General features: G+C 55.0%; 21 protein-coding genes and 7 tRNA genes. 2 read left to right on the top strand and 26 right to left on the bottom strand.

Annotated elements, in window-relative coordinates; genetic code table 11:
- Positions 1-19 precede the first annotated feature (19 nt).
- The 6 genes from rlmH to leuS form a co-directional block, all read right to left on the bottom strand.
- Positions 20-490 carry a 23S rRNA (pseudouridine(1915)-N(3))-methyltransferase RlmH gene (gene rlmH / locus HFD87_RS02555; RefSeq protein WP_010258969.1) on the bottom strand — a complete coding sequence of 157 codons (471 nt, stop codon included), beginning with the start codon at positions 488-490 and terminating at the stop codon, positions 20-22.
- Between the two features lie 3 nt (positions 491-493).
- Positions 494-811 (bottom strand): ribosome silencing factor, encoded by a 318-nt coding sequence (gene rsfS / locus HFD87_RS02550; protein ID WP_010258968.1) that lies wholly within the window; start codon positions 809-811, stop codon positions 494-496.
- 92 nt (positions 812-903) lie between these two features.
- Positions 904-1,548, bottom strand: coding sequence for a nicotinate-nucleotide adenylyltransferase (gene nadD / locus HFD87_RS02545; RefSeq protein ID WP_167422895.1), 645 nt, complete (start codon positions 1,546-1,548; stop codon positions 904-906).
- Positions 1,541-2,572 carry a DNA polymerase III subunit delta gene (gene holA / locus HFD87_RS02540; protein WP_010671276.1) on the bottom strand — a complete coding sequence of 344 codons (1,032 nt, stop codon included), beginning with the start codon at positions 2,570-2,572 and terminating at the stop codon, positions 1,541-1,543. Before holA ends, nadD begins: the two co-directional genes overlap by 8 nt.
- On the bottom strand, positions 2,569-3,168 hold the full coding sequence (lptE, locus tag HFD87_RS02535; RefSeq protein ID WP_010258965.1) for an LPS assembly lipoprotein LptE: 600 nt from the start codon (positions 3,166-3,168) through the stop codon (positions 2,569-2,571). The genes holA and lptE overlap by 4 nt, the downstream gene beginning before the upstream one ends.
- Before the next feature lie 14 nt (positions 3,169-3,182).
- Entirely contained in the window at positions 3,183-5,765 is a 2,583-nt protein-coding gene (gene leuS / locus HFD87_RS02530; RefSeq protein ID WP_010671277.1) for a leucine--tRNA ligase, read from the bottom strand.
- 222 nt (positions 5,766-5,987) lie between these two features.
- Here leuS and HFD87_RS02525 point away from each other — a divergent pair, with 222 nt between their 5' ends.
- Positions 5,988-6,470 (top strand): zinc ribbon-containing protein, encoded by a 483-nt coding sequence (locus tag HFD87_RS02525; protein ID WP_010258963.1) that lies wholly within the window; start codon positions 5,988-5,990, stop codon positions 6,468-6,470.
- A gap of 58 nt (positions 6,471-6,528) precedes the next feature.
- Here HFD87_RS02525 and HFD87_RS02520 read toward each other — a convergent pair whose 3' ends face one another.
- The 9 genes from HFD87_RS02520 to miaB form a co-directional block, all read right to left on the bottom strand.
- Positions 6,529-7,254, bottom strand: coding sequence for an amino acid ABC transporter ATP-binding protein (locus HFD87_RS02520; protein ID WP_010258962.1), 726 nt, complete (start codon positions 7,252-7,254; stop codon positions 6,529-6,531).
- Positions 7,255-7,932, bottom strand: coding sequence for a glutamate/aspartate ABC transporter permease GltK (gene gltK, locus HFD87_RS02515; protein WP_010258961.1), 678 nt, complete (start codon positions 7,930-7,932; stop codon positions 7,255-7,257). It abuts the gene before it with no gap.
- Positions 7,932-8,672: an amino acid ABC transporter permease gene (locus HFD87_RS02510; RefSeq protein ID WP_010258960.1), complete on the bottom strand. Its 741-nt coding sequence runs from the start codon at positions 8,670-8,672 to the stop codon at positions 7,932-7,934. The genes gltK and HFD87_RS02510 overlap by 1 nt, the downstream gene beginning before the upstream one ends.
- Positions 8,673-8,952: 280 nt before the next feature.
- Entirely contained in the window at positions 8,953-9,849 is an 897-nt protein-coding gene (locus tag HFD87_RS02505; protein WP_010258958.1) for an amino acid ABC transporter substrate-binding protein, read from the bottom strand.
- A 440-nt stretch (positions 9,850-10,289) separates the two neighbouring features.
- Positions 10,290-11,813, bottom strand: a complete 1,524-nt coding sequence (gene lnt, locus HFD87_RS02500; protein WP_010258955.1) for an apolipoprotein N-acyltransferase — start codon at positions 11,811-11,813, stop codon at positions 10,290-10,292.
- 4 nt (positions 11,814-11,817) lie between these two features.
- Entirely contained in the window at positions 11,818-12,699 is an 882-nt protein-coding gene (corC, locus tag HFD87_RS02495; RefSeq protein ID WP_008925004.1) for a CNNM family magnesium/cobalt transport protein CorC, read from the bottom strand.
- Between the two features lie 82 nt (positions 12,700-12,781).
- Entirely contained in the window at positions 12,782-13,255 is a 474-nt protein-coding gene (gene ybeY / locus HFD87_RS02490; RefSeq protein ID WP_022626053.1) for an rRNA maturation RNase YbeY, read from the bottom strand.
- Positions 13,252-14,313: a PhoH family protein gene (locus HFD87_RS02485; protein WP_010258952.1), complete on the bottom strand. Its 1,062-nt coding sequence runs from the start codon at positions 14,311-14,313 to the stop codon at positions 13,252-13,254. Before HFD87_RS02485 ends, ybeY begins: the two co-directional genes overlap by 4 nt.
- Before the next feature lie 209 nt (positions 14,314-14,522).
- Positions 14,523-15,947 (bottom strand): tRNA (N6-isopentenyl adenosine(37)-C2)-methylthiotransferase MiaB, encoded by a 1,425-nt coding sequence (gene miaB / locus HFD87_RS02480; protein WP_167422894.1) that lies wholly within the window; start codon positions 15,945-15,947, stop codon positions 14,523-14,525.
- 172 nt (positions 15,948-16,119) lie between these two features.
- On the opposite strand from miaB, the gene ubiF reads away from it, so the two are divergent.
- A complete protein-coding gene (gene ubiF / locus HFD87_RS02475) occupies positions 16,120-17,292 on the top strand; it encodes a 3-demethoxyubiquinol 3-hydroxylase (protein WP_167422893.1) in 1,173 nt (390 codons plus the stop codon).
- A gap of 115 nt (positions 17,293-17,407) precedes the next feature.
- Here the strand turns inward: ubiF and HFD87_RS02470 are convergent.
- The 11 genes from HFD87_RS02470 to nagA all read right to left on the bottom strand — a co-directional run bounded on the left by HFD87_RS02470 (position 17,408) and on the right by nagA (position 23,431).
- Positions 17,408-17,482: transfer RNA gene (locus HFD87_RS02470), tRNA-Gln, on the bottom strand.
- Positions 17,483-17,512: 30 nt separating this feature from the next.
- Positions 17,513-17,587, bottom strand: a tRNA-Gln gene (locus tag HFD87_RS02465).
- A 6-nt stretch (positions 17,588-17,593) separates the two neighbouring features.
- Positions 17,594-17,670: transfer RNA gene (locus tag HFD87_RS02460), tRNA-Met, on the bottom strand.
- A 22-nt stretch (positions 17,671-17,692) separates the two neighbouring features.
- Positions 17,693-17,767 (bottom strand) — tRNA-Gln (locus HFD87_RS02455).
- A gap of 34 nt (positions 17,768-17,801) precedes the next feature.
- Positions 17,802-17,876: transfer RNA gene (locus HFD87_RS02450), tRNA-Gln, on the bottom strand.
- A 22-nt stretch (positions 17,877-17,898) separates the two neighbouring features.
- Positions 17,899-17,983, bottom strand: a tRNA-Leu gene (locus HFD87_RS02445).
- Positions 17,984-17,992: 9 nt separating this feature from the next.
- A tRNA-Met gene (locus HFD87_RS02440) sits at positions 17,993-18,069 on the bottom strand.
- Between the two features lie 218 nt (positions 18,070-18,287).
- Positions 18,288-19,955, bottom strand: coding sequence for an asparagine synthase B (asnB, locus tag HFD87_RS02435; protein WP_010671283.1), 1,668 nt, complete (start codon positions 19,953-19,955; stop codon positions 18,288-18,290).
- A 307-nt stretch (positions 19,956-20,262) separates the two neighbouring features.
- A complete protein-coding gene (locus HFD87_RS02430; protein ID WP_010260664.1) occupies positions 20,263-21,015 on the bottom strand; it encodes an HAD-IIA family hydrolase in 753 nt (250 codons plus the stop codon).
- 39 nt (positions 21,016-21,054) lie between these two features.
- Positions 21,055-22,275: an N-acetylglucosamine repressor gene (locus HFD87_RS02425; RefSeq protein WP_010260667.1), complete on the bottom strand. Its 1,221-nt coding sequence runs from the start codon at positions 22,273-22,275 to the stop codon at positions 21,055-21,057.
- 7 nt (positions 22,276-22,282) lie between these two features.
- A complete protein-coding gene (nagA, locus tag HFD87_RS02420; RefSeq protein WP_167422892.1) occupies positions 22,283-23,431 on the bottom strand; it encodes an N-acetylglucosamine-6-phosphate deacetylase in 1,149 nt (382 codons plus the stop codon).
- Positions 23,432-23,487 lie beyond the last annotated feature (56 nt).

Genomic DNA, 23,487 nt, shown 5'->3' with positions numbered 1-23,487 from the left:
TCTGATGTGGGCTGATCGGTCATTCACGATGATAAGGATGATTTGTCGTTATGCTCCAGGCCCGATACAGACTTTCGGCTACCAGCACGCGCACCAGCGGATGGGGCAACGTCAATGCTGACAGTGACCAGCTCTGCTCTGCCGCCGCTTTACAGGCGGGGGCCAGGCCTTCAGGCCCGCCAATCAGCAGGCTGACATCGCGACCATCCAGCTTCCAGCGTTCAATCTGCTGTGCCAGTTGCGGGGTTTCCCACGGATGACCAGGAATATCCAGCGTGACGATGCGATTGCCTTTGCCGACCGCCGCTAACATCGCTTCACCCTCTTTTTCAAGAATGCGTTTGATATCAGCATTTTTACCGCGTTTACCTGCGGTCACTTCGGTCAGCTCAAGCGGCATATCTTTCGGGAAGCGGCGCAGATATTCCATAAAACCGGTCTGCACCCAGTCAGGCATTTTCGTGCCGACGGCAACAAGTTGCAGTTTCACCGATTAGCCCCAGAGTTTTTCCAGCTCATACAGCTGGCGACTCTCTTCCTGCATCACATGCACGATGACATCACCCAGATCGACCACGACCCAGTCTGCCGCGCTTTTACCTTCAATGCCTAATGGCATCAGGCCTGCTAAACGCGACTCCTGCTCTACGTGTTCTGCGATCGAAGTCACATGACGCGTGGAGGTGCCGGTGCAGATGATCATGAAATCGGTGATGCTGGATTTGCCCTGAACGTCGATGGTGACAATGTCCTGGCCTTTGAGATCATCAATCTTATCAATAACGAACTCTTGGAGTGCTTTACCTTGCAAAAGGTTCCCCTTGGAATCTGGTGGTAACGAGCCGGCTGTAAGCCCGGAGAGTGCAGCCAAAAAATTAAGCGGCGTAGTATAGCATGCCCGGATCAGTCGCGATATAAGCCTTCGCGGTCGATATAATCGATAACCGCAGCGGGCAACAGATCGTCGCAGGGCTGATTCTGGTGGCGACGGCGGCGAATTTCAGTGGCCGAAATGTCATAGAGAGGGGTGTCCGCCAGCCAGATATGGCCTGCGGGCTGCTGATGCAGCTGCCGGATATCCTGAGCGAGTTGTTGCTCAAGCCAGCGCTGCATGTCAGGCGAGTCGAACCGGGTCGGATAGCCGGGGCGCTGGCACACCAGCAGATGGCAGAGTGACAGCAGATCCTGCCAGCGATGCCATTTTGATAAGCTCAGCAATGAATCCTGACCAATAATAAATCCCAGCGGTTGCTCTGCACCGCGTTCGGTGCGCCAGGCTTCCAGGGTGGTCACGGTCCAGGACGGCGTGTCGCGTTCCAGCTCGCGGGTATCGATCTCAAACAGCGGCAGGTCGCGGATAGCGCAGCGCAGCATAGCAACCCGCTGGGCAGCGCTGGCTTCCGGTTGCGGACGATGCGGCGGCACATTGTTGGGCAGCAGCGTTACACGCTGCAGGCCGGTCTGTTGCGCCAGCGCTTCGACCGGGCGCAGATGGCCAAAATGAATCGGATCAAAGGTGCCGCCAAACAGTGCGTGTAACTCAGACATGGGCAAAGCTCGTCGGAAAAGCACGACTGCTGAGCAGCAGCGTCAGGGTCTGTAACTGCGGCCACACCGGCTGTCCATAATCCTGCTTCAGGGTGATCTCAATCTGACTCAGCAGATGAATGGCGCGTTGCAGACGCGTGGCATCCACTCGTTGCAGCGCGTCGGTAAACAGCGCACGGCGATTCTGCCAGATGCGCTGCTGATCCATCAGCGTACGCAGCGGCTGCGCTGTCTGGTGGCGTTGCAGATGCAGCAGCGTCAGCAGATCACGCTGCAGCGTACGCAGCAGTATCACCACTTCGCTCTCTTCTTTCTCCAGCTGATGCAGAATATGCAGGGCGCGGCGGCTTTTTCCCGCCAGCAGGGCATCCACCCAGTGGAAAGGAGTAAAGTGCGCGGCATCACTGACCGCCTCTTCAACCCGGGGCAGGGTCAGCTTGCCGTCGGGCCACTGCAGCGAGAGCCGCTCCAGCGCCTGCGCCAGCGCCAGCAGATTGCCTTCATAGCAGTAACACAACAGTTGCACGGCCGCGTCATCTACCGATAACTTCAGCGCCTTAGCGCGATTAACGACCCAGCGTGGCAGTTGCGCCTGTTCAGGCGTCTGACAGGGCACCAATACCGCAGAGGCGGACAACGCTTTAAACCAGGCGCTGTTTTCCTGCGCTTTGGTCAGCTTCGCCATCCGGCAAATCAGCAGAATATCGGCGTGCAGCAACTGCGACAGCTTAACCAGCTGCTCTGCCATCGCGGCGTTGGGGCCATTATCGGGGAATTGCAGCGTCATGGTCTGACGCTGAGCAAACAGGCTCAGTGACTGGCAACTGACGAACAGGCTCTCCCAGTCAGTCTGTGCATCCAGCGTAAAACTAAAATGTTCTTCGAATCCCTGCGCGGTTGCGGCGACGCGAATCGCATCTGAACTTTCCTGCAGCAGCAGCGGTTCGTTACCGGCTAACAAATAACAGGCGCGCAGCCCCTCACGGAGCTGCGCGCTGAGTTGCTCAGGATAAATCCTGATCATTGCAGGCTGGTAGCAGAGGAAGTGGGCGCTTCCTGTGAACCCTGACCCGGCACCGGAATCACTGACGCCGGTAAGGTCTCTTTGCTGTTGATCTGCGCGGCGTGTACCGTCAGCAGTTTACGTACCAGCTGTTCAGCAGCACGCTGACGCATCTCCTGCGTAATCAGATCCTGCTCGGCATCTTTTGCCAGCGCAGCGTTCGGGTTATCGAAGAACGACCGATAAACCGTGGTGCTGATAGGATAGATACCTTTGCCCGGCAGCAGCACCTGCGCGGTGAGGGTCATCACCAGCTGATACTCGGCAGTGGTGCCGCTGATAAAGACCGAAGCCGTGTTACGGCCCGAGGATTCAGGCCCCAGGCGCAGCGTTGGAATATCGGTGCGATTCTGTTTGCTGTCTTCAACAATTTTGACATCGTTGATACGCAGCTGCTGACGCACAGTACGCGCCAGCGGCCCATAAGGATCGCCGGTTGAAACAATCAGGGTTTTCAGTTCGCTGGGCACCTGAGTGGTGCCGCGCGGATGAAAACCACAGCCAGCGGTGATCACCACCGCCAGCATGACAAACAGCCTGATAATCGGATGTCGCACAGTTCCTCCTGAACTTAACCTACGACCAGGTTAAGCAGTTTGCCCGGTACATAAATGACTTTACGGATAGTCACGCCGTCCAGATACTTCGCTACCAGATGCTCCTGCGCAGCGCGTGCCTGAACCTGTTCCTGTGTTGCATCGGCTGGCACGGTGATTTTACCGCGCACTTTACCGTTAACCTGAACCACTACCAGCAGCGAATCTTCAACCATAGCGGCTTCATCCGCAACCGGCCAGCTCGCTTCATCGATAGTGCCTTCGCCACCCAGCGTCTGCCACAGAACATAGCAGGCGTGCGGGGTAAACGGATAGAGCAGACGGACGATGGCCAGCAGCGCTTCCTGCATCAGGGCGCGATCCTGCTCGCTTTCCTGCGGGGCGCGTGCCAGTTTGTTCATCAGCTCCATGATCGCCGCAATGGCGGTGTTGAAAGTCTGACGACGGCCAATATCATCCGCCACTTTGGCGATGGTTTTGTGCAGATCGCGACGCAGCGATTTCTGCTCGTCATTCAGGCTCTCCACATCCAGTGCCACTGTCGCACCTTTCTGTGTATGCTCGAAGACCAGCTTCCAGACACGTTTCAGGAAGCGGTTCGCCCCTTCAACGCCCGACTCCTGCCACTCCAGCGTCATATCCGCCGGTGAAGCAAACATCATAAACAGACGCACGGTATCCGCGCCGTAACGCTCAACCATCAGCTGTGGGTCGATGCCGTTGTTTTTCGACTTCGACATTTTGCTCATGCCCGCGTAGATCACTTCGCGGCCCTGCGTGTCTGTGGCTTTAACAATGCGGCCTTTCTCATCCCGCTCAACCTCAACGTCAACCGGTGAAACCCAGTTACGCTCGCCGTTGGCACCAAGGGAGTAGAAGGCGTCAGCCAGCACCATGCCCTGGCACAGCAGACGTTTGGCTGGCTCATTGGAGTTCACCAGGCCCGCGTCACGCAGCAGCTTGTGGAAGAAGCGGAAATACATCAGGTGCATGATGGCGTGTTCAATACCGCCCACATACTGATCGACCGGCAGCCAGTAGTTTGCCGCTGCCGGATCCAGCATGCCTTCCTTGTAGCTGGCGCAGGTATAACGCGCGTAGTACCAGGAAGACTCCATGAAGGTGTCAAAGGTGTCGGTTTCACGCAGGGCTGGCTGGCCGTTTACCGTGGTTTTAGCCCACTCCGGATCCGCTTTGATTGGGCTGGTAATGCCATCCATCACCACATCTTCCGGCAGGATCACCGGCAGCTGGTCTTCTGGTGCAGGCATAACGGTGCCATCTTCCAGCGTCACCATCGGGATAGGGGCACCCCAGTAGCGCTGACGGGAGACACCCCAGTCGCGCAGGCGGTAGTTCACTTTACGCACGCCCACGCCTTTTGCCGCCAGCGAATCCGCGATGGCGTTAAAACCGGTGGCGTGATCCATGCCGTTAAACTCACCTGAGTTGAACAGCGCACCTTTGTCAGTCATCGCCGCAATGCTGACATCAGGAATGGAACCATCCAGATTCAGGATGACCGGCTTAATCGGCAGATCATATTTAGTGGCAAACTCCCAGTCGCGCTGATCGTGCGCCGGAACCGCCATCACAGCGCCGGTGCCATATTCCATCAGTACGAAGTTGGCAACCCAGACCGGGATAAGCTCGCCGGTCAGCGGATGAACAACAGACAGGCCGGTCGCCATGCCTTTCTTCTCCATGGTCGCCATATCGGCTTCAGCCACTTTGGTATTGCGACATTCAGCGATAAAGTCAGCCAGCGCCGGATTATTGACCGACGCCTGGGTCGCCAGCGGATGGCCTGCGGCAACGGCAACATAGGTTGCGCCGATAAAGGTATCCGGGCGGGTGGTGTAGACAGTGACCTTCTCTTCGCTGTCAGCCACATCGAAGGTGATTTCGACACCTTCAGAGCGGCCAATCCAGTTACGCTGCATGGTTTTGACCTGCTCAGGCCACTCTTCCAGCGTATCCAGATCGTTCAGCAGCTCCTCCGCATAATCGGTGATTTTGATAAACCACTGCGGGATCTCTTTACGCTCAACTTTGGTGTCGCAGCGCCAGCAGCAGCCGTCGATCACCTGCTCGTTCGCCAGCACCGTCTGATCGTTCGGGCACCAGTTCACGGCAGAGGTCTTTTTATAGACCAGGCCTTTTTCATACAGTTTGGTAAAGAACCACTGTTCCCAGCGATAGTACTCTGGCTGGCAGGTTGCCAGTTCACGACTCCAGTCATAGCCAAAGCCCAGCAGTTTGAGCTGGTTTTTCATGTAGGCGATATTGTCGTAAGTCCACGGGGCCGGAGCGGTGTTGTTTTTCACCGCAGCGCCTTCCGCAGGCAGGCCGAAAGCATCCCAGCCAATCGGCTGTAGTACGTTTTTGCCGAGCATACGCTGATAACGCGCGATTACGTCGCCGATGGTGTAGTTACGAACGTGGCCCATGTGCAGGCGGCCAGAAGGATAGGGCAACATGGAGAGGCAATAGTATTTCTCTTTACCTTCCTGCTCAGTCACTTTAAACGTTTCGTTTTCATCCCAGTGCTGCTGCACACGGGATTCAATTTCTTCCGGGCGGTATTGCTCTTGCATGGCTGCCTGTGGTCCTTTATGAAAAACATTTTTCTGGCTCTAAGATCCGCATAGCATACCCATAAGGCCGCGTATCAACAACACTTCCCACTTTTGCCGGCACGATTTCTGCCGAAAGCGTCAGAGCCTTCACCCTTTTGTAATTCACTGTACAGACGACACGGCAAAAGCAACATTACGACTAAACTTAGTTCAGCGAGGGTCTGCATAAAGGAGAACAAAATGAATAAAGTGGCTCAGGAATATCGCGAGTCGTTAGCCGTATTGACTGAACGTCTTCGTCAGGGCGATCGTAACCTTGATGAGCTGATTGCCGGGCGACGAAGCCAGTTGCTGGTGCGCGATGATATGACGGAACAGGAGATTGACCAGGCGCTCAGCTCAGTGCGCCGTGATCTGGGCGAGTTTGCACGCAGCTACACCGATGTGGAAGAACCGCTGGCGGACTCACTGTTTATGCGCATCATCCGTGAGAGCGTCTGGAAAGAGCTGGCGGATATCACCGATAAAAGTCAGCTGGAGTGGCGAGAGGTCTTCCAGGATCTGCATCATCACGGGGTTTATCAGAGTGGGGAAGTGGTGGGGCTGGGCAATCTGGTCTGTGAGAAATGCCAGTTCACCCGGGCAATCTACACGCCTGAAACGCTGTCACGTTGTCCGGAATGCGGCAATGACCAGTTTCAGCGTCAGCCGTTTGAACCCTGATAGTGTGGTGTAGCTAAATGAAGCGGGCCACCCTGGGTGACCCGCCTGTTCGTCAGGTTTAGTGCAGAATTTTAGCGAGGAAATCTTTAGCGCGCTCAGACTGTGGGTTATTAAAGAAGTCATCTTTGTTGGTGTCTTCGATAATTTTCCCTTCATCCATAAAGATCACGCGATTGGCAACCTTACGGGCGAAGCCCATCTCATGGGTCACCACCATCATCGTCATCCCTTCCTGTGCCAGTTCAACCATTACATCCAGCACTTCGTTGATCATTTCCGGATCCAGCGCGGAGGTGGGTTCATCAAACAGCATCGCGATAGGGTCCATGCAGAGCGCTCGCGCAATGGCCACACGCTGCTGCTGACCACCTGAGAGCTGGCCAGGAAACTTCTCAGCATGGGCGGAGAGACCCACACGCTTCAGCAGCTTCAGCCCTTTATCGCGGGCTGCCGCTTTGTCGCGTTTCAGCACTTTCACCTGCGCCAGAACCAGGTTGTTGATAATGCTCAGATGCGGAAACAGCTCGAAGTGCTGGAACACCATCCCGACCTGGCTGCGAAGCTGCGCAAGATTAGTCTTTTTGTTATTCACCTCGGTGCCGTTCACCGCAATCACGCCCTGCTGAATCGGCTCAAGGCCGTTCACCGTTTTGATCAGCGTTGATTTACCGGAGCCGGACGGGCCGCACACCACCACCACTTCACCGGTTTTGACGTCGGTTGAGCAGTCGGTCAGCACCTGAAAGTGACCATACCACTTAGAAACATTTTTCAGGCTAATCATTTAAACCGTCCTTTTTCTTTTTAGATAGCTGACCAACAGCGATGCGCTCAGGCTGATAACGAAGTAGACCAGACCTGCAAACAGAACCATTTCAACCTGGGTGCCATCACGCTCACCAATGGTGGACGCGGTACGGAAGAAGTCCGCCAGGCTTAAGACATAAACCAGCGAGGTATCCTGGAACAGCACGATACCCTGCGTCAGTAACAGCGGAACCATGGCGCGAAACGCCTGTGGCAGGATGATCAGTCGCATTGCCTGCCACTGCGTCATGCCCAGCGCCAGAGCCGCACTGCCCTGTCCACGCGAGATACTGATGATGCCGGCGCGAATAATTTCAGAGTAGTACGCCGCTTCGAACAGCGAAAAGGCGACCATGGCTGAAATCAGTCGGATATCCGTTTTGGGCGACAGGCCCAGCACCTGCTGCAGAAAACTCGGCACGACCAGATAGAACCACAGCAGCACCATGACCAGCGGCACTGAGCGGAACAGGTTGACGTAAATTTTAGCGAACCAGCTGATAGGCTTAAACGTCGACAGGCGCATCACCGCCAGCAGAGTGCCCCACAGGATGCCGAAGACCACGGCGGTAATCGTGATCTTAAAGGTGATCACTAAGCCATTAAGCAGATAGGGCAGGCTGGGTGTAATCGAACTCCAGTCAAACTCGTACATTACTTGCCTCCCGCATTGCCTGGCAGCCGGACTTTGCGCTCGACCAGACTCATCAACAACATAATCACCAGGTTAATCGCAACGTAGGCCAGCGTAATGGCGGTAAAGGATTCATAGGCGTGGGCAGAATAGTCGAGCAGTTTGCCCGCCTGCGCCGCCATATCGACCAGACCAATGGTGGAGGCGATAGCGGAGTTCTTCACCAGGTTCAGCATTTCCGAGGTCATCGGCGGCACAATTACGCGATACGCATTCGGCAGCAGCACATAGCGATAGGTCTGCGGCAGGGTTAAGCCCATCGCCAGACCGGCATTCTTCTGTCCACTCGGCAGTGACTGAATCGCTGCGCGCACCTGCTCGCAGACGCGGGCGGCGGTAAACAGGCCAAGACAGATCATCGAGGAGAGGAAGAACTGAATGTTGGGATCCAGCTCAGACTTAAACCACATGCCAAGCTTTTCGCCCACCAGCTCGGGCGCCACCAGATACCAGAAGAAGAACTGGACGATCAGTGGGATGTTACGAAACAGTTCGACATAGCAGGTGCCAATGGTCGACAGCAGGCGATTAGGCACGGTGCGCAGAATGCCGAAAAATGAACCCACGCAGAAGGCGATAATCCAGGCGCAGCAGGAGACGGCAATTGTCACCTGAAAACCGGACCACAGCCAGCCGAGGTAGGTCGTGTTACCGAACGGGGCCTGTTCGAGGAATATGCCCCAGTTCCAATCGATACCCATAACGAGCTCCGGAAAAAAAGGGTAGCTAAGCTACCCTGAAGATTGATGAACGGCGTTTTATTTCCTGACTCAGGGGAACGACCCGTGTCAGTCTGTCTGTCCATGCCGCGGTTTCAGCAATCGAGAGGGCAGCCAGGCCGCCCTTGTTATACCCGTCGTCTTTCAGGCTGCATTTTTGTTGGCTACATTCACTCACCCGAATCACTTACCGGAGCAGGCTCATCGGGAGTCATTTTTCTGCCGCCTCAATGCAATCTGAAATCCATTGGGTATTTTGTTGTTAATTCAGTGCTTTATCATTTGGCGTTTTGAACAGCGCTTTCATGTCATCAGAGAGCTCAAAGTTCATGTTCAGGTTCTTTGGTGGAATCGGCTGTTTGAACCAGGTGTCGAACCATTTTTCTGCCTGGCCAGAGGTCTGGGCTTTGGCAATGGTTTCATCCACCAGCGCTTTGAACTGCGGATCATCTTTACGCAGCATGCAGCCATAGGCTTCTTTTGACTGTGGCGTGCCCAGAATTTCCCAGTTGTCCGGCTTTTTGGCTTTGGCGCGTTCGCCTGCCAGCAGGGCATCATCCATCATAAAGGCCACGGCACGACCGGTTTCCAGCGTACGGAAGGAGTCACCGTGATCTTTTGCGCTGATGATGCGCAGATCCAGTTTCTGTTCGTCGTTGAGTTTGTGCAGCAGCACTTCAGAGGTGGTACCTGAGGTCACCACTACGGTTTTGCCTTTCAGGTCAGCGAAATCTTTGATCGGGCCATCTTTCTTAACCAGCAGACGGGTGCCGATAACAAAAATAGTGTCTGAGAAGGCGGCCTGTTTCTGGCGCTCAAGGTTATTAGTGGTCGAGCCACACTCATAATCGTAGGTGCCGTTTTGCAGCAGCGGAATACGGTTTTGTGAGGTGATCGGGATCATTTTGACCTGCAGATCAGGTTTATTCAGCTTTGCTTTAATCGCTTCAACGATGGCGTTTGAGTAAGCCTGTGAGTAGCCGACGACTTTTTGCTGGTTGTCATAATAAGAAAAGGGAACTGATGATTCGCGATGCCCGACCACAATGACGCCATTGTCATTGATCTTCTTCAGGGTGCCGCTGAGATCTTCCGCCTGGGCCGCTCCCGCCGCTGCGCTGATCAGCAGAAGAGATAATGCCACTTTGCGTAGTTGCATGTTCCAACTCCTTCGTATGAAAAAGGCACAGGATATAACCTGCGCTGATTATGATGTTGTGTCTGTTTTCTGCTGCGTTTCTGCTCATTCTGCGGTTTAAACGGGCGCAGAAGAGTCATTAACATAGCGGATTGTTAACGCAATGAAACAAAAAAGTTTCTTTTTTGCGAGGTGATACGCACCAAAAAAAGGCAATTTTTTCACCCTGCGCGTTAATGGTGCAGCAGCGTCAATTGTTTTGGTGCAATCCGCTCGGCATCAGCGCCTGCAATCAGCCTGTTTGCGAAAAGCAGTGAAACATTTTGCAATCATCGTGCCAGAAAGAGGTTATGGGTTAGAAAGACAGCAGAGTGTGCGGCGTGGGGAGTGAAAAAAACCGGAGAGTCACTATGAAAAAGGCGAAGCACGTGCTTCGCCTTCAGTGAGCACAGGAGGGGAGGTTATCGACGACGGCGCAGGAGTGCTATCACCGCCGCCAGCAGCGTCAGTGACCACACTGGCCAGATGCCAGCCCGCGCATACGGGGTTTCTCCCTGTGTTGGCGTAACCTTGCTGGTCAGCACATCGCGGGTAAACTGCGGCAGCATGGCTTCCACATCACCACTGGCATTGACCACCGCCGTCACACCATTATTGGTGCTGCGCAACAGCGGACGTCCCAGTTCCAGCGCACGCATCCTCGCCATCTGGAAGTGCTGCCATGGGCCGATAGAGTGACCAAACCAGGCATCGTTCGAAACGGTCAACAGGAAGTTGGTGTCGGGATGGAAGTTGGCCCGCACCTGTTCACCCAGCACGATCTCATAACAGATGGCGCTGGTCAGGTTATAGCCCGCCACGCTGAGTTGCGGCTGGAGGTAGTTGCCACGACTGAATGCCGACATCGGCAGATCGAAGAACGGGGCCAGCGGACGCAGCAGATCGGCCAGCGGCACAAATTCGCCAAACGGCACCAGGTGATTCTTCTGGTAACGATTGCCGCTGAAGTAGTTGTACGGCGCTTTACCGCCCAGCACGATTACGGTGTTGTAATCGTGATATCGGTTCTGCTCCAGCCGGGAGTCCACAATGCCGGTGATCAGCGAACTGCCGCGCTCACGCAGTTCGTCATCCAGCGAACGCAGGAACGGCTGCTGATTACTCTCCAGATCGGTAATTGCCGATTCAGGCCAGATAATAATCGGCGCTTTGCCCATCAGCGGCTGACTCAGACCGTTGTAAATGCGCAGGGTAGTGAGCAGCTGCTGCGGATCCCACTTCATCGATTGCGGGATGTTTCCCTGCACCAGCGCCACCTCGACGGCCCGCTCGGGCATCGGCTGAACCCACTGGATGTAGCGCAACGGCCATGGCAATGCCAGCAGCAGCAGCGCTGCTACCAGACTTCTGACGTTGCGCTGTTGCAGGGCATAAGCCAGCAGGCCAGCCACCACCATCAGCAGGAAGGTCAGCGTCTCTACGCCCGCCAGTGGGGCCAGGCCTTTTAACGGGCCATCGATCTGGCTGTAACCAAACTGCAGCCACGGAAAGCCGGTCAGCACCCAGCCGCGCAGGAACTCGGTGATCTGCCACAATGCCGGTGCCGCCAGCGCCAGGCGCCACAGCGTCGTTCGCGGCCAGATGCGATTCAGTACGCCGGCAAACAGCGCCGGGTAGATCGCCAGATAAGCCGCCAGCAGCGCTACGATAAAGACATTGACCGGGCCAGGCATGCCGCCAAAGGTGGCGACACTGACATAAACCCAGTTGATGCCACTGCCGAACAGACCTAAACCCCAGACAAACCCAATGGCGCTGGCCTGCGGGCTGGAGCGGTTAAGAGTCAGCAGCTGTAAGCCGCACAGCGAGAGCAGTGCAGCGGGCCAGAAATCGTAGGGAGAAAAGGCGAGGGTGCCAAGTGCACCCGTTATTAAAGCCAGCAGCAGGCGAACCCGCTGACGCGGGTAGAGTGAGGCTAAAGCCATAGACTTATTCGTCTTCCAGTTGAGGTTGTGGCGAATTTTCCGGAATAGTCACGTGAACCTGGATGATGCGGCGGCTGTCAGCCATCGCCACCTTGAACTGGTAACCCTCAATCTCGATGCTTTCACCGCGAGCGGGCAGATGACCGAAGCCCTGCATTACCAGACCACCGATGGTGTCGACTTCATCGTCACTGAACTGGGTGCCAAACACCTCGTTGAAATCTTCAATGGCAGTCAGTGCACGCACGGTAAAGGTGTGACGGTTGAGCTGACGGATATCACGATCTTCTTCGTCGTCATACTCATCTTCAATTTCACCGACGATCAGCTCCAGGATGTCTTCAATGGTCACCAGACCGGAGACACCGCCAAACTCATCAATGACGATCGCCATATGGTAACGCTGGGAGCGGAACTCTTTCAGCATCCGGTCGACACGCTTACTTTCAGGCACAACCACCGCAGGACGCAGCACTTTCTCAATGCTGAAAGGCTCAGATTCGCTGCTCATAAACGGCAGCAGATCTTTCGCCATCAGAATCCCTTCCACATGATCTTTATCTTCGCTGATCACCGGGAAACGAGAATGGGCGGATTCGATGATGACATCCAGACACTCTTCGAGGCTCTGATTACGTTTCAGGGTGATCATTTGCGAGCGCGGGATCATGATGTCACGCACGCGCTGCTCCGCAATATCCAGTACCCCTTCGAGCATGTCGCGGGTGTCCTGGTCAATCAGCTCTTTATTATTCGAGTCGCGGATCAGCTCCAGTAGCTCATCACGGCTTTTTGGTTCACCGTGAAAGAGTTGGTTGATCAACAGGGAGAAAAATCCCTTTTTACTACTGGGTGCATCGCTGTTTTGAGAATGGTCGTCGCTCATGGCGGTTTTTAAAGATCTCTCTGGTGAGGAATGGGTGCTGTCAGTAACCTGTACTGACAGCAGGATTGACTGAATTCAGGATTCAGGCGTCTTCTTTCTCCGAAATGTACGGATCAGGATACCCAAGAGCAAGCATTATCTCGGTCTCCAGTCCTTCCATCTCGTCCGCTTCGTCGTCTTCAATATGGTCGTAACCCAGCAGATGCAGCGTGCCGTGTACCACCATATGTGCCCAGTGGGCTTCAGCGCTTTTACCCTGTTCAGCGGCTTCCTGCTCAACGACCTGGCGGCAGATGATCAGATCGCCCAGCAGCGGCAGCTCAATGCCCGGCGGTGCTTCAAACGGGAAAGAGAGGACGTTGGTCGGCTTGTCTTTGCCGCGATAAGTCAGATTAAGCTCATGACTCTCCGCTTCATCAACCAGACGCACCGTAACTTCGCTTTCCGGCTGAAAAGGGGTGACAGCCGCTGACAGCCAGCGATGAAACTGGCTTTCATCAGGCAGGTCAGCGGTGTTGTCACAGGCGACTTGCAGGTCGAGAATCACCTCGCTCATTTGCTCTCCTGCGTGGCGCTCTGTGCAGCCAGTGCTTCACGTTTACGCTCTTCGGCCTGCTGGTCACGACGGGTCTGATCGGCCGCTTCCCAGGCTTCATAGGCGGTGACAATGCGGGCAACTACCGGATGGCGCACCACATCTTCGCTGTGGAAGAAGTTGAAGCTGATCTCTTCAACGTCCGCCAGCACCTCAATGGCATGACGCAGGCCTGACTTGACGTGACGCGGCAGGTCAATCTGGGTAACGTCGCCGGTAATCACCGCTTTAGAGTTAAAGCCGATACGCGTCAGGAACATTTTCATCTGCTCGATGGTGGTGTTCTGGCTCTCATCAAGAATGATAAACGCATCGTTCAGGGTACGACCACGCATGTAGGCCAGCGGGGCGACTTCAATGACGTTGCGCTCCATCAGCTTTTCCACCCGCTCGAAGCCGAGCATTTCGAACAGCGCATCGTAGAGCGGACGCAGATAAGGGTCGACTTTCTGGCTCAGATCGCCTGGCAGAAAGCCCAGCTTTTCACCCGCTTCGACGGCAGGGCGGGTCAGCATGATGCGGCGAATCTCCTGACGCTCCAGCGCATCCACTGCCGCGGCTACCGCCAGATAGGTTTTACCGGTACCAGCCGGGCCGACACCAAAGGTGATATCGTGGTCGAGCACATTAGCGATGTACTGGGCCTGGTTTGGAGTGCGCGGCTTGATCACACCGCGTTTGGTCTTGATATTGACCGCTTTACCATACTCCGGCACGCTCTCAGCGGTTTGCTCCAGTACCCGGCTCTCTTTGATCGCCAGGTGAATCTGATCAGGCTCGATATCCGGGATGTCGCCACGCACAGGCGCGGTATCGACATAGAGGGTTTTCAGAATATCTGCTGCGGCATTCACGCAAAGTGGACGTCCTGACAGCTTAAAAACGTTGTCGCGACGATTGATCTCAATGCCCAGACGACGTTCAAGCTGTTTTACATTATCGTCGAAAGGCCCACACAGGCTCATCAGACGACGGTTATCAGCCGGTTCAAGGGCGATTTCACGAGTTTCGATATTCAAACGAATCCTTTGGGTCACTCAGGGCCAGTTATGGGATGTGTCTGACGCACCGTTAAACTTAACCGGATGCACCATAACGAAATTATTTATGCCGTAACGCCTGGGCGCAAGCTTATGGAGAGATATTTGGGCGACACTTTCAGAAAGCAAGTGGTGCAAAGTGAAATTGGCGGCAACGCGATGCGCGCTGCCGCACAGTAAAGCAGGCATCACGGCTGGAACAGACTCACGCCGATTTCATTTTCTTTACGGGTACGGGCGATCACGGACGCCGGGCTTTCCGACATGCGCAGCCCCATCTCTTCTTCAGTACGCACCAGTTTGCCGCGCAGCGAGTTGGTGTAGACATCGACAATTTCAACATCCACAAAGCGGCCGATCATTTCAGGCGAGCCTTCGAAATTCACCACGCGGTTATTTTCGGTGCGGCCAGAGACTTCCATCACGTTCTTGCGGGAGATGCCTTCCACCAGAATACGCTGCACTGTGCCCACCATGCGGCGACTGATCGCCTGCGCCTGCTGGTTAATGCGGTCCTGCAGGATCCACAGACGCTGCTTTTTCTCCTCTTCGCTGACATCATCCGGCAGGTCAGCGGCGGGCGTGCCGGGACGGGCAGAGTAGATAAAGCTGAAGCTGACGTCGAAATTGATCTCGGCGATAAGCTTCATGGTCTGCTCGAAATCCTGCTGAGTTTCGCCGGGGAAACCAATGATGAAGTCAGAGCTGATCTCAATATCCGGGCGCGCCGCGCGCAGCTTGCGGATAATCGACTTATACTCCAGCGCGGTATGAGCACGCTTCATCAGCGTCAGAATACGGTCTGATCCACTCTGAACCGGCAGGTGCAGGAAGCTCACCAGTTCCGGCGTATCGCGGTAGACCTCGATGATGTCATCGGTGAACTCAATCGGGTGGCTGGTGGTGAAGCGAATGCGGTCGATACCGTCGATGGCGGCGACCAGGCGCAGCAGCTCAGCGAAGGTACAGATTTCACCATCAAAGGTGGCACCACGATAGGCGTTAACGTTCTGGCCAAGCAGGTTAACTTCACGCACGCCCTGCGCCGCCAGCTGAGCGATCTCCAGCAGAATGTCATCGCTGGGACGGCTCACTTCCTCGCCACGGGTGTAAGGCACCACGCAGAAAGTACAATATTTGTTGCAGCCTTCCATGATGGAGACAAAGGCCGTCGGGCCGTCTGCGCGCGGTTCCGGCAGGCGATCAAATTTCTCGATTTCCGGGAAGCTGATGTCGACCACCGGGCTTTTGGTGCCGCGCACGGTGTTGATCATCTCCGGCAGGCGGTGCAGTGTCTGCGGACCAAAAACGATATCCACGCAGGGCGCACGCTGGCGGATATGATCCCCTTCCTGCGACGCCACGCAGCCGCCCACGCCGATAATCACATCCGGATTGCGCTCTTTGAGTTTTCTCCAGCGTCCCAGCAGGTGGAATACTTTCTCCTGCGCTTTCTCACGAATAGAACAGGTGTTAAGCAGCAGAATATCCGCCTCTTCAGGAACCTCGGTCAGCGTATAGCCGTGCGTACTGTTCAGCAGATCAGACATCTTGGATGAATCATACTCATTCATCTGACATCCCCAGGTTTTGATATGCAGTTTTTTTGTCATCGCGCTAACCATTGATTCAGTGCAGTGAAGTGCGGGGCGCGTATTGTAATGCTTTGATGCTGTTGTGACCAGCCTCAGGGCTTTTCTGCCAGCAATCCGGTTTTCCGGTACACTTTGCTTTATTCAGACCCGTGTTGCGCAGGCTGGCGGGAATAAGAGAGGGACATAAGCAATGCAGGATAATCAGTTTGATGTAGTGATTGTTGGCGGTGGCATGGTCGGTGCGGCGCTGGCATGTGGACTGACGCAGCAACATTTTCGCGTTGCGGTAATTGAGCGTGCCGAACCCGCTCCTTTTGATGCCGACAGCGATCCCGATCTGCGAATTTCGGCGATTGGCTCATCCTCGGTGGGGTTGCTGAAGCAGCTCAACGTCTGGCCTCGGGTAGAGGCGATGCGCAGCGCGCCCTATCGCAGGCTGGAAACCTGGGAGTGGCAGACGGCGCAGGTGAGTTTTGATGCGGCCTCGCTGGGGCTGCCCGAGCTGGGCTTTATGGTCGAGAACAGCGTGCTTCAGCGGGCGCTATGGGAGGAGATGCAGTCGCTGGGCGTGACCTGCTATTGCCCGGCCACACTGGAGAACCTGCAGCCAGAAAATGGCGGCTGGCGCATCGACCTCAACGACGACGTTGCCTTACACACCCGCCTGGTGGTTGGGGCTGATGGCGCGAACTCTCAGGTGCGACAGATGGCCGGGATCGGTATTCATGGCTGGAGCTATGCGCAATCCTGTTTACTGATCAGCGTGACCTGCGAACATCCGGCAGGCGATGCGACCTGGCAGCACTTTACGCCTCAGGGACCGCGCGCCTTTTTACCGCTGTATGGCAACCGGGCCTCGCTGGTCTGGTATGACGCGCCTGCAAGAGTCCGCCAGCTACAGGCGATGCCGATGGCCCAGCTGGAAAAAGAGATAGCCAGCCACTTCCCGGCGCGGCTGGGACGTTTTAAAGCCTATGCGGCTGGCGGCTTCCCGCTGGTACGGCGTCACGCTTCACGGTATGTCCTGCCAGGACTGGCGCTGGTCGGTGATGCCGCGCATACCATTAATCCGCTGGCCGGGCAGGGCGTGAATCTGGGCTATCGCGATATTGATGCGTTGATTAATGTGCTGGTCAGCGCACGCGGTGCGGCGGAGGATTGGGCATCCGAGCGCGTATTGCAGCGCTATCACCGGCAACGTCGTAAAGACAATATGCTGATGCAAGGCGGCATGGATCTGTTCTATTTTGCCTTCAGCAATCAGCTGGCACCGCTGCGGTTTGCACGTAATCTCGGATTGATTGCCGCCGAACATTCCGGGGTACTGAAGCGGCAGGTATTGCGCTACGCGCTGGGGTTATAGCAGATTGCGCATGTTGGCTCGCCATACGGCGGGCCTGCAATCAGGAAATCAGGAAATCAGGAAGGGGAACGACAAAAACAACAAAGCCCGCAAAAGCGGGCCAGGTTGTGCAATTTGGCTGGGGTGCAGGGATTCGAACCCCGGAATGCTGGTATCAGAAACCAGTGCCTTACCGCTTGGCGACACCCCAATAATGGTGTTTTTCAAATTGTCTTTTGTATGGCTGGGGTGCAGGGATTCGAACCCCGGAATGCTGGTATCAGAAACCAGTGCCTTACCGCTTGGCGACACCCCAATTATATGGTGGCTACGACGGGAATCGAACCTGTGACCCCAGCATTATGAGTGCTGTGCTCTAACCAGCTGAGCTACGTAGCCAAATTGTACTGCATTTCAATGATGGCTGGGATACCTGGATTCGAACCAGGGAATGCCGGTATCAAAAACCGGTGCCTTACCGCTTGGCGATATCCCATTCGTCCGTTCTCAGCCTCGAGAATCATCGAAATTGGCTGGGATACCTGGATTCGAACCAGGGAATGCCGGTATCAAAAACCGGTGCCTTACCGCTTGGCGATATCCCATCCACGCTGCCGAATAATGAAATGGTGCGGGAGGCGAGACTTGAACTCGCACACCTTGCGGCGCCAGAACCTAAATCTGGTGCGTCTACCAATTTCGCCACTCCCGCAAAAAAAGATGGTGGCTACGACGGGAATCGAACCTGTGACCCCAGCATTATGAGTGCTGTGCTCTAACCAGCTGAGCTACGTAGCCATCTTTTTTTCGCGTTACCTTCATCGGCGTTGCGGGGCGCATTATGCGGAGTTGACCAGACAGCGTCAACAATTTTTTTACCGTTTTTTGCCAGATAATCGCTGTTTGACTGGCTTATAACCAGCCTGGATGTTTATTCGGCAATTTTTCAGTGAATACAACGCTAATCGTAAAAAAAATGGGCCACAACGGGCCCATTCTGGTTGCTTTCTGCCGACTTATTTATAGGCTGACTGATGCACACCCACGGCACGACCAGAGGGATCGTCCATGTTTTTAAACGCTTCATCCCATTCAATCGCTTTGGCTGAAGAACAGGCGACCGATGGACCGCCAGGCACACACTCTGCCGCGCTCGCCAGCGGGAACAGCTCTTCAAAGATCTCACGATAGAGATAGGCTTCTTTCGAACCCGGCGTGTTGAACGGGAAGCGGAAGTGAGCGGTAGCCAGCTGCTGATCGCTGATTTGCTTCGCAGCCACTTCTTTCAGTGAGTCGATCCAGCTGTAACCTACGCCATCCGAGAACTGCTCTTTCTGACGCCACGCCACGCTCTCCGGCAGGTAAGAGGAGAAACATTCACGCAGAATGTGCTTCTCCATTTTACCGTTGCTGCCACACATTTTATCGGCCGGGTTGATTCGCATCGCCACATCCAGGAATTTTTTATCCAGGAACGGTACGCGGGCTTCAACGCCCCAGGCGGACATCGCTTTGTTGGCACGGGCGCAGTCGAACATATGCAGCGCCTGCAGTTTACGTACGTTTTCTTCGTGGAACTCTTTGGCGTTTGGCGCCTTGTGGAAATAGAGATAGCCGCCGAAGACTTCATCTGCGCCTTCGCCCGACAGCACCATCTTAATGCCCATCGCTTTAATTTTACGCGACATTAAGTACATTGGCGTAGAGGCACGAATGGTGGTGACGTCATAGGTTTCAATGTGATAAATCACATCGCGAATGGCATCCAGACCTTCCTGCACGGTGAAATGAATTTCATGGTGTACGGTGCCCAGATGCTCCGCCACCGATTTCGCCGCTTTTAAGTCGGGTGAACCTTCCAGCCCTACCGCGAAGGAGTGCAGCTGTGGCCACCATGCATCACTTTTATCCTGATCTTCAACCCGCTTCGCCGCGTAACGCTTGGTCACGGCTGAAATGATGGAAGAGTCCAGACCGCCTGACAGCAGCACGCCGTAAGGCACATCTGACATCAGGTGGCTTTTCACGGACTCTTCCAGCGCATGTTTCAGGCCAGCGGCGTCGGTGGTGTTGTGCTCAACGTTTTTATATTCCATCCAGTCGCGCTGCCAGTAACGGCGGATCTCGCCATCGGTGCTGGAGAGGTAGCTTCCCGGCGGGAACTCTTTGATTGAACGGCAGGCAGGTACCAGCGCTTTCATTTCTGAAGCAACAAACAGGTTGCCATGCTCATCGTTACCCATATAGAGCGGGATGATGCCGATGTGGTCGCGACCAATCAGGTACGTTTTTTTAACGGTGTCATAGAGGATAAAGGCGAACATGCCTTCCAGCTCATCAAGGAAATCGACACCTTTCTCCTGATAGAGCGCCAGAATCACTTCACAGTCAGAACCGGTCTGAAACGCGTAGCGATCGCTGAGTTCAGCGCGCAGTGCCTGATGGTTATAAATTTCGCCGTTAACTGCCAGTACGTGGGTGTGATCGGCGTTGTACAGCGGCTGTGCGCCATTGTTAACGTCAACAATTGAGAGACGTTCATGCGCCAGAATAGCATGGTCATCGGCGTAGACGCCTGACCAGTCCGGGCCGCGATGACGCATTAAGCGTGAACATTCCAGCGCTTTTTTGCGCAGCTCAACAGGATCGGTTTTCAGATCCAGCACACCAAAAATTGAACACATAACTGACTCCTGAGCTCACCTTACGGCGATGTTTTCTTTTGCGTTTGTCCGGCAGCCTGATGCTGCGTGATACATAAGAAAATGCGCTATTTGGTGCATTCAATGCAAGAGGAATCGTGATTTACTGATAAAAAGATTGCTTGCATGGCAATAAAATTGAATAAACGATAATTTTAAAGCCGGTTCGTTGATGGATCAGCAATAAAATGGCTTTTTCGAGCAGAAATCAGACAGTAAAAGTGGGAGATATAGCGCAAAAAGGGGGGACGCATCACAGATTAGCCGGATGCGTCATAAGAGAAATGAATCAGAACAGGTCGATATCGGCCACAGAAGGGTAGATCCAGTCCGGACGGAACGGCATGGCATCGATATCACTCAGCGTCGAGACGCCGGAGAGCACCAGCACCGTCTCCAGACCCGCCTGAAAACCGGCCAGAATATCGGTTCGCAGATTGTCACCGACAATCACGGTCTCTTCCGAGTGGGCCTGCATTTTGTTCAGCGCGGCGCGCATAATGTAGGGGCTGGGCTTGCCGACAACAAACGGGCGACGGCCTGATATCTTCTCAATACCCGCACAGAGTGCGCCACAGGCAGGAATAAAACCGCGCGCATGAGTATCCGGGTTGGTGGCAATAAAGCGGGCGCCATTAGCCACGAAGAAGGCCGCTTTATGCATCATGTCCCAGTTAAACGAGCGCGTCTCTCCGACAATGACAAAATCGGGATTCACATCGGTAATGGTAAAGCCCGCTTTGTAGAGTTCATGAATCAGTGCGCCCTCACCAATCACATACGCCTTTTTGCCCTCCTGACGGCGCAGGAAGTCGGCGGTTGCCATTGCGGAGGTATAGAAAACGGAATCGGGCACCTCGACACCGGCCGAGGCAAAACGGTTGGCCAGATCCTGCTCGGTTTGCGAGGGATAGTTCGTCAGCACCACCAGCGGCATCTCTTTGGCCAGAATGCGCTGTAAAAACTCCTGTGCGCCGGGAACGGCCGTGTTGTCGTGCATCAGCACGCCATCGATATCACAAATTACGCTTTTAATGGTCATAGTCAGATCCGATGTGGCCCGCCACAGCAGCGGGTTAGCTTAGTCTTCCAGAAGATGTTGCAGCAGAATGCCGTTAAGCATGGCACGTTTAGCGAGCGCAAAGGCACCAATAGCGGAACGATGATCCAGGGTGGAACGCACGACCGGCAGATTTTTACGGAAGGCCTCTAATGCCTGAGTATTAATGCAGCCCTCAATCGCTGGCAGCAGCACTTTTTCTGCTTCAGTGATCTCACCCGCCAGCACCACTTTTTGCGGATTAAACAGGTTGATCGCAATCGCGATAGCTTTGCCAAGATAACGGCCAACGTGCTCCACCACTTCGCAGGCCAGTGCATCACCCTGATTGGCCGCTTTGCAGATGTGGGATATCTGGCACGCCTCCAGCGTCAGTACGCTGGGATAGCCCTGATTCAGCAGATGGCGTACCCGATTTTCAATGGCGCCGTTGGCGGCAATAGTTTCAAGGCAGCCAAAGTTGCCGCAGTGACAGCGCTCGCCAAGCGGGTCGACCTGAATGTGGCCGATCTCGCCAACATTGCCGTTGCTGCCGAGAAAAATATGGCCGTTGGCAATAATGCCGGCCCCCGTGCCCCGGTGTAAACGCACCAGAATCGAGTCAGCACAGTCGCGGCTTGCACCGAAATAGTGCTCGGCCAGCGCCAGGCTGCGAATATCATGACCCACAAAACTGGTAACGTTAAAACGTTTTTTCAGGCTGGCGACCAGCGGCCAGCGGCTGACAGAGATGTGTGGCATATAGCGGATCACGCCGTTAATCGGATCGACCAGCCCAGGCAGGATCACTGAAATCGCGATCAGCTCGCGAATTTTACGCTGGTGCTGCTCAATGAAGCTGCTGATGGCGTTAAACAGCGCATGTTCCAGCGTCTCCTGAGTGCGTTCCGGCAGCGCATAATCTTCCTGCGCCAGCGATTTACCGCTGAGGTCAAACAGAGTCAGGGTGGCGTCGTTGCGTCCGAGGCGGACGCCGATGGTATGGAAATGGCGGGTTTCAGTGATAATGGAGATGGCGCGGCGACCACCGGTAGACGCCTGCTGGTCTACCTCTTTGATCAGGCCGCGCTCAATCAACTGACGGGTAATTTTGGTGACGCTGGCGGGCGCGAGCTGGCTAAGTTCGGCAATCTGAATGCGCGATATCGGCCCCTGTTGATCAATCAGCCGGTAAACCGCTGCGCTATTGAGTTGCTTAACAAGATCGACATTTCCTATTTGTGACTGGCCGCCAGTGGTCATTCAGTGCTTACTCGCTCAGGACGTCGTCTCCGTTGACAAACGTCTTTATGATTTTAAAGTCGCGCGTAAACACAGTCAGGTTCGCGATTTTTCCTGCTTCGATCGAGCCTGACTGCCTTTCCACGCCCATCGCCCGTGCCGGGTAGAGTGTTGCCATGCGCAACGCTTCGTCCAGTGCGATCCCTGCATGCTCAACGCTGTTTTGTACCGCTTCAATCATCGTCAGGGCAGAACCACTTAATGTGCCGTTTTCGTCGACACAGAGCCCATCGCGATAATAGATTGTTTTGCCTGCAAAAATAAACTCGCTTATGTCCGCGCCAGCCGGTGCAGTGGCATCCGTGACCAGCACCAGTTTGTCGCCTTTGATGCGTTTTGCATTGCGCACGTTAGCGTAATGTACATGTAAACCGTCCGCAATAATGCCGCAGTATACATCAGGCGAATCAAACAGCGCACCGATAAGCCCGGGTTCACGTCCCGCAAAAGTGGGCATGGCGTTGTAGAGGTGCGTCGCGAAACTCACACCAGCAGAAAAGCCCGCTTTAGCCTCTTCATAGGTCGCATTCGAGTGACCGGCTGAGACAATAATCCCGGCATCAGTCAATTGACGAATCACATCGCTACCCGCATTTTCAGGGGCAAGCGTGACTTTGGTGATGACGTCCGCGTTGTCACACAGGTACTGCACCATTGCCGCATCCGGCAGGCGGATCTGCGCCGGATCGTGGGTGCCTTTTTTCGCTTTGCTCAGCCAGGGCCCTTCCAGATGCAGACCCAGCGCCTGATTCTGATGTTTCTGCAGGTAGGCGCGCATGGTTTCAATCGCCCGCTTCATCAGGGCGTCGCTGCTGGTTATCAGCGTCGGTAAAAAGCTGGTGCAGCCAGACTTTTCATTGGCGCGCTGCATCGTTTCCAGCGTTTCAATGCTGAGCGCCTCAAGGCTGTCATTGAATTGCACGCCACCGCAGCCATTGAGCTGGAGATCGATAAAGCCTGGCGCAATATTTGCCCCTGCCATATCCCGCTGCTCCATATCCGCCGGGAGCGCTTCACGCGGACAGACGCGCGCAATACGCCCATCGGCAACCACCACCGCGTGATTATCCAGAACCTCATGGCCACTGTAGATTCGACCGTTAACTAATGCGTACATCTTTCTTCTCCCGTCCTGGCCTGCTGTCACTCAGCGTAACAGCAGGGCATGACAAT

The organism is Pantoea sp. EKM21T, from assembly GCF_011800405.1.
Taxonomy (GTDB): domain Bacteria; phylum Pseudomonadota; class Gammaproteobacteria; order Enterobacterales; family Enterobacteriaceae; genus Pantoea; species Pantoea agglomerans.
The sequence above is the reverse complement of the archived record's forward strand: the minus strand, read 5'-3'. Positions and strand labels throughout refer to the sequence as shown.